Origin of the sequence: Alteriqipengyuania abyssalis (genome assembly GCF_019857185.1) — a bacterium.
GTDB classification, from domain to species: Bacteria; Pseudomonadota; Alphaproteobacteria; order Sphingomonadales; family Sphingomonadaceae; genus Alteriqipengyuania; species Alteriqipengyuania abyssalis.
Window position 1 is genome coordinate 270,001 of the sequence record NZ_JAHWXP010000003.1, and the last position, 2,500, is coordinate 272,500.

At 56.7% G+C, this 2,500-nt stretch carries 1 tRNA gene and 2 rRNA genes (1 of these 3 cut by a window edge); all 3 read right to left on the reverse strand.

Going from position 1 to position 2,500, the window contains the following annotated elements:
• Positions 1-652: 652 nt before the first annotated feature.
• Positions 653-729: transfer RNA gene (locus tag KYN89_RS11155), tRNA-Met, on the reverse strand.
• Between the two features lie 169 nt (positions 730-898).
• Positions 899-1,013 (reverse strand): 5S ribosomal RNA (gene rrf, locus KYN89_RS11160).
• A 123-nt stretch (positions 1,014-1,136) separates the two neighbouring features.
• Positions 1,137-2,500, reverse strand: a 23S ribosomal RNA gene (locus tag KYN89_RS11165); it runs 1,428 nt beyond the window's last position.

Here is a 2,500-nt window from a genome sequence, read left to right on the forward strand (position 1 = left end):
CGCTGCATTTCATCTTCTGCCGTTCGGAGCCTCGCCCACCGACCGAGCCACTCTGTCACACCGCGCCCGACGATCATCCCGCAAAAGCTTGTACGAGAGGCCATGTCGCGGAACCGAAAGCGTCGGCTCTTCTAAATGGAGGGCAATTGCGCTCACCGCGCTCGAGGTCGAGTCGGCGGGAGAGACCTGCGTGTCCTCTCGCAGCCGACGATCCCGAGCGATGCTCCTGCATTGGTCAATGCTCGAAATCCGCATGATCAAGTCAGGGTCGCTTGAGGGATGTTGCGCCTCGGGGAAGATCGCCGCCAGGTGTTCGCATATGTCGGCGCGAAGGAGCGGCTGGGTGGCACCGGCACACATCCCTCTATGCGGAAGCATAGGACGGAAGCTTGGAAAAGCACTCCTAGCCCCTTTCACTCGACCATCATCGACAGGGCTCCCCCAGCGCCGGATAAGTGGGGCCCGGCCGGTCGGACGCCAACGGGGTTTCTTGCCACCTAGGAGAAGCGGACATCTCTGTGCCCCGCACCGGGGGGGGCTGTCCATGCCGCCGCACGTCGACAATCCTCCTGTTATTTGCCTGCGAAGTCAGACGCAAAAAGCCTCGCTACAAACAGCGAGGTGAAATTGGATATTAATTTGAGATTTTAGGTGGTTGCGGGAGTTGGATTTGAACCAACGACCTTCAGGTTATGAGCCTGACGAGCTACCGGACTGCTCCATCCCGCGTCACCGATGTGCCGGCTTTGGTGGCCGGCGGCTGCGTGAGCAGCCATTGCCTTGCCTCGCCCGTTGGGGCTGGTTTGGCGTTGGCGTCAGAGACGCCAAAAGGGCCGCCCTTGATGGGTCAGCCCTTCGACAAGTGAATGGGTTAATTCCGCTGCCCGCAAGCTGCAATGCCTCGCGGCGACCTACTCTTCCAGTGCTTTTGCACTAGTACCATCGGCGCTGCCTGGTTTCACGGCCGAGTTCGAGATGGGATCGGGTGGGTCACAGGCGCTATGACCACGAAGCAATGAAGCTTGCGTGCGGCGGTTTATAATCGATGTGTTGGTATTCGAGGCGTCTATCTGGCTTCGAGTATTCTTTCCGGTCAACGAAGCCTGCAGGCAGGACTGTCATTGATGGTGCGAACTCTCAAGCATGATCAGAACTATTAGGACCGGTTAGCTCCACACATTACTGCGCTTCCACACCCGGCCTATCAACGTCGTGGTCTACGACGGTTCGAAGATACCTAATCTCAAGGGAGGCTTCCCGCTTAGATGCTTTCAGCGGTTATCCCGTCCGTGCATAGCTACCCTGCGGCACCCTTGGCAGGATGACAGGTACACCAGAGGCACGTTCACCCCGGTCCTCTCGTACTAGGGGCAACTCCTTTCAAGTATCGACGCCCACGGCAGATAGGGACCAAACTGTCTCGCGACGTTCTGAACCCAGCTCACGTACCACTTTAATTGGCGAACAGCCAAACCCTTGGGACCTGCTCCAGCCCCAGGATGTGATGAGCCGACATCGAGGTGCCAAACGATTCCGTCGATATGAGCTCTTGGGAATCATCAGCCTGTTATCCCCGGCGTACCTTTTATCCGTTGAGCGATGGCCCTTCCACGAGGGACCACCGGATCACTATGACCGACTTTCGTCTCTGCTCGACTCGTCAGTCTCGCAGTCAGGCAGGCTTATGCCATTGCACTCTCGCAGACGGTTTCCAACCGTCCTGAGCCTACCATCGCGCGCCTCCGTTACTCTTTAGGAGGCGACCGCCCCAGTCAAACTACCCGTCACAGAGGGTCCCTACACCGGCTAACGGTGCGAGGTTAGACATCAGAAAACAGCAGGGTGGTATTTCACCTATGGCTCCACATCGGCTGGCGCCAATGCTTCAAAGCCTCCCACCTATGCTACACAACTCTTTCCTAATGCCACTCTGAAACTGCAGTAAAGGTGCACGGGGTCTTTCCGTCTAACCGCGGGTACTCCGCATCTTCACGGAGAATTCAATTTCGCTGAGCATATCCTGGAGACAGTGGGGAAGTCGTTACGCCATTCGTGCAGGTCGGAACTTACCCGACAAGGAATTTCGCTACCTTAGGACCGTTATAGTTACGGCCGCCGTTTACTGGGGCTTCAATTCGGAGCTTGCACTCCTCCTCTTAACCTTCCAGCACCGGGCAGGCGTCAGACCCTATACGTCGTCTTGAAGCCGACTTAGCAGAGTCCTGTGTTTTTGCTAAACAGTCGCTACCCCCTGGCCTGTGCCCCCCACTACTGCTTGCGCAATAATGGGGCCTCCTTCTTCCGAAGGTACGGAGGCAATTTGCCGAGTTCCTTCAGGATACTTCTCTCAAGCGCCTTGGTATACTCTACCTGACCACCTGTGTCGGTTTCGGGTACGGTCTATATGAAGAGGCTATTTCCTGGGACAACTTGGCTGCATGTTCAATCCAATAAGAACACACAACTTCCGCCATCCGTCACACATCTTCAGGCCCACGAA